Consider the following 2467-nt stretch of genomic DNA (forward strand, 5'->3'; position numbering starts at 1 on the left):
GCTTTCGCAACGCCGACCACCAACGACTACGGACACGCTGCGTCACCACCCGCCGAGCCCGCGGACACCTCCGCACCGCTCAACTTTGAAGACCCGCCGAACGATCGGACCGTCATGCCCCCTGCCGCACACACCCCCGACGGGCGGACGCCGCCCGACACCCGCGTCCCCTCCCCCTCGGCACCGGCTCCCGAGGAGAACGCCCCCGACGAGCACACCGCCCAGGGCCTCGCCGCCTCGCTGCTCGGCGGCTGGAACCTGGTCGACCACACCCGGCTGGTCGACGGACAGGTCGTCGGGCACCCGCTGGGGCCGGGGCCGTTGGGACGGCTGGAGTACCGGCCCGACGGGCGGATGAGCGCGCTGCTGATGCGTCGCGACCGCCCCTGGCCCGACGGCCTCTCCTTCACTCGGGCCACCGACGAGCAGCGGGGCGCGGCCGCCCTGGGCTTCGTCGGCTACGCGGGCCGGTACACGCTCCGCGGCGACCTGGTCCTGCACCACGTGGAGATGTCGCTGTACGTCGAACACGTCGGTGACGTCCTGACCCGGCGGATCTCGTGGGAAGGTCCGCGGCTCGTGCTGCACACCGAACCGCGTCCCACCCGCACGGGCGGCACCACGACGGACCGGCTGGAGTGGTCCCGCGACCCCGTCCGACCGGATCACCCCGCGTGAACGCCACCGGGCGCGCCCGACCCTGACGGCCGGGCGCGCCCGGTGACCTCCGCCCCCACGAATTCAGAGGGTGTCCTCGCCGCCCAGCACCACGGCGCTGACCAGGGGGGCCGCGGGGCCGCCGGTGAGCAGCGAGACGCGGGCCCCGGGGACCTGGTTGGAGGAGGTGCCGCGCAGTTGCCGGACGGCCTCGGCGGCCAGACCGATGCCGTGCACGAACCCGCCCGCGATGTTGCCGCCGGCGGTGTTGACCGGGAGGCGGCCGCCGGGGGCGGTGAGGTTCTCGACGGTGAGCAGCTCCCCGATGTTCTCCCTGGTCACCAGTCCCAGGTCGAGCATGACGGCGACGGCGGGGCCGGTGAAGTTCTCGTAGATCTGGGCGACGTCGACCTGTTCGGGGCGGATGCCCGCGTCCGCCCAGAGCTCGTCGGCCAGCGGGGCGAGGCCGGCCGAGGAGTAGTCACGGTCGTTCTCGTGCAGCTCGCCCCAGTCCTCCCCCGCGCCCTGGGCCCCGGACAGGACGTAGGCGGGGGTCTGCCGCAGGTCCCGGGCGCGTTCGGCGGTGGTGAGCAGCACGGCCCCGGCGCCGTCGTTCTCCCGGGAGGAGTCGAACAGCCGCAGCGGCTCGGAGATCATGCGCGAGGACAGGTAGGTCTCGTCGGTCAGCCGTACGTCCCGTCCGGCGGCCAGCGGGTTGCGCCCGGCGTGGACGTAGCAGGCCTGGGCGAACGCCCGCAGCGCCTCGGCCGGGACGCCGTCGTGCTCGATCATGCGCTGGGTGCGCAGGGCGCAGACCTGGGCGGGCGAGACCAGTCCGTGCGCGCGGTAGTGCTCGTCGAAGAAGTAGCTGGAGACGGCGGCGGACAGTCGTCCGCTCTGCTGCTGGGCCAGGGCGCGGTAGACGATCACGTACCGGGCCTGTCCCATGGCCAGGGCGGTGGCGCCCTGGAGGAGCGCGGCGCCCAGGCCGCCGCCTCCGCCGCCGGCCACCTGGGAGGCCCAGCGCAGGCGGCGGGTGCCGAGTGCGGGGGCGAGCGCGGTGGCGTCGGCGTCGTGGCCGTAGGTGGAGAAGCCGTCGACGTCGGCCGGGTCCACGCCCGCGTCCTCGCAGGCCTCGACGATGGCCTGCAACCGCAGGCCGTCCTCGTCCAGCGGCGCCTTGCCGCGCTTGTGGTACGGGGTCTCCCCGATGCCGACCACGGCCGTCGCGCCGCGCAGTGGGAACGTCATGCCGAGAGCCTCCAGCGCAGGACGGGGGTGTCATGGGTGAGCGGGCCCGCGGGCTGGATCACGCCGTGCAGGGCGGCTCCGATCCGCAGGGTGCTCTCGTCGTCGACGAGCATGCCCAGCAGGCGTACCGAGGGGACCTCGTCGAGTCGGGCCAGGACCACGGTGTAGGGGACGTGGTCGGCGAGTTCGGGCAGGAAGGGGTGCCAGGTGCGGGTCCAGGAGAAGACGGTGGCGGTCGGGGCGACGACCGGCCAGTCGAACGCGGCGCCTCGGCAGCCGGGGCAGATGCGTTGCGGGGCCCAGACGTGGCGGCCGCAGTCCCGGCAGCGGGGGATGCGCAGTTCGCCCCGGCGCAGTCCGTCCCAGTAGGGGCGGTCGGGGCCGTCGGGGTCCGGGGTGATCGGTCCGGCGGTGGGTGCCTCGGAGAGTTTCACGGGTATCGGCCTTCCTCCGTCGTGCGGTGGGGCGGGTCCGGCCCGCTGCTGGGCGGCTGGATGACGACGTACCTGACCTGGCGGCTGGTCTTCGCCGGTGAGGTCGTGGTCGTCGTGGCCGTCCT

General features: G+C 74.2%; 3 protein-coding genes. 1 reads left to right on the plus strand and 2 read right to left on the minus strand.

All coding sequences use genetic code 11. From position 1 onward, the window contains the following. The coding region (locus AB0I73_RS40975) for a lipocalin-like domain-containing protein (protein WP_363045467.1) at nucleotides 1–678 on the plus strand (678 nt) is incomplete at its 5' end. Nucleotides 679–741: 63 nt separating this feature from the next. Here AB0I73_RS40975 and AB0I73_RS40980 read toward each other — a convergent pair. Together AB0I73_RS40980 and AB0I73_RS40985 are read right to left on the minus strand one after the other, a co-directional pair. After that, entirely contained in the window at nucleotides 742–1908 is a 1167-nt protein-coding gene (locus AB0I73_RS40980; RefSeq protein WP_363045468.1) for a transporter, read from the minus strand. Beyond that, nucleotides 1905–2342, minus strand: a complete 438-nt coding sequence (locus AB0I73_RS40985) for a zinc ribbon domain-containing protein (protein WP_016828296.1) — start codon at nucleotides 2340–2342, stop codon at nucleotides 1905–1907. The genes AB0I73_RS40980 and AB0I73_RS40985 overlap by 4 nt, the downstream gene beginning before the upstream one ends. Nucleotides 2343–2467 lie beyond the last annotated feature (125 nt).

Origin of the sequence: Streptomyces sp. NPDC050388, from assembly GCF_040655635.1 — a bacterium.
Lineage (GTDB): Bacteria > Actinomycetota > Actinomycetes > Streptomycetales > Streptomycetaceae > Streptomyces.

Excerpts from the sequence above, each read along its gene's own strand:
- AB0I73_RS40980 (WP_363045468.1), bottom strand. The coding sequence starts at position 1,908 with ATGACGTTCCCACTGCGCGGCGCGACGGCCGTGGTCGGCATCGGGGAG.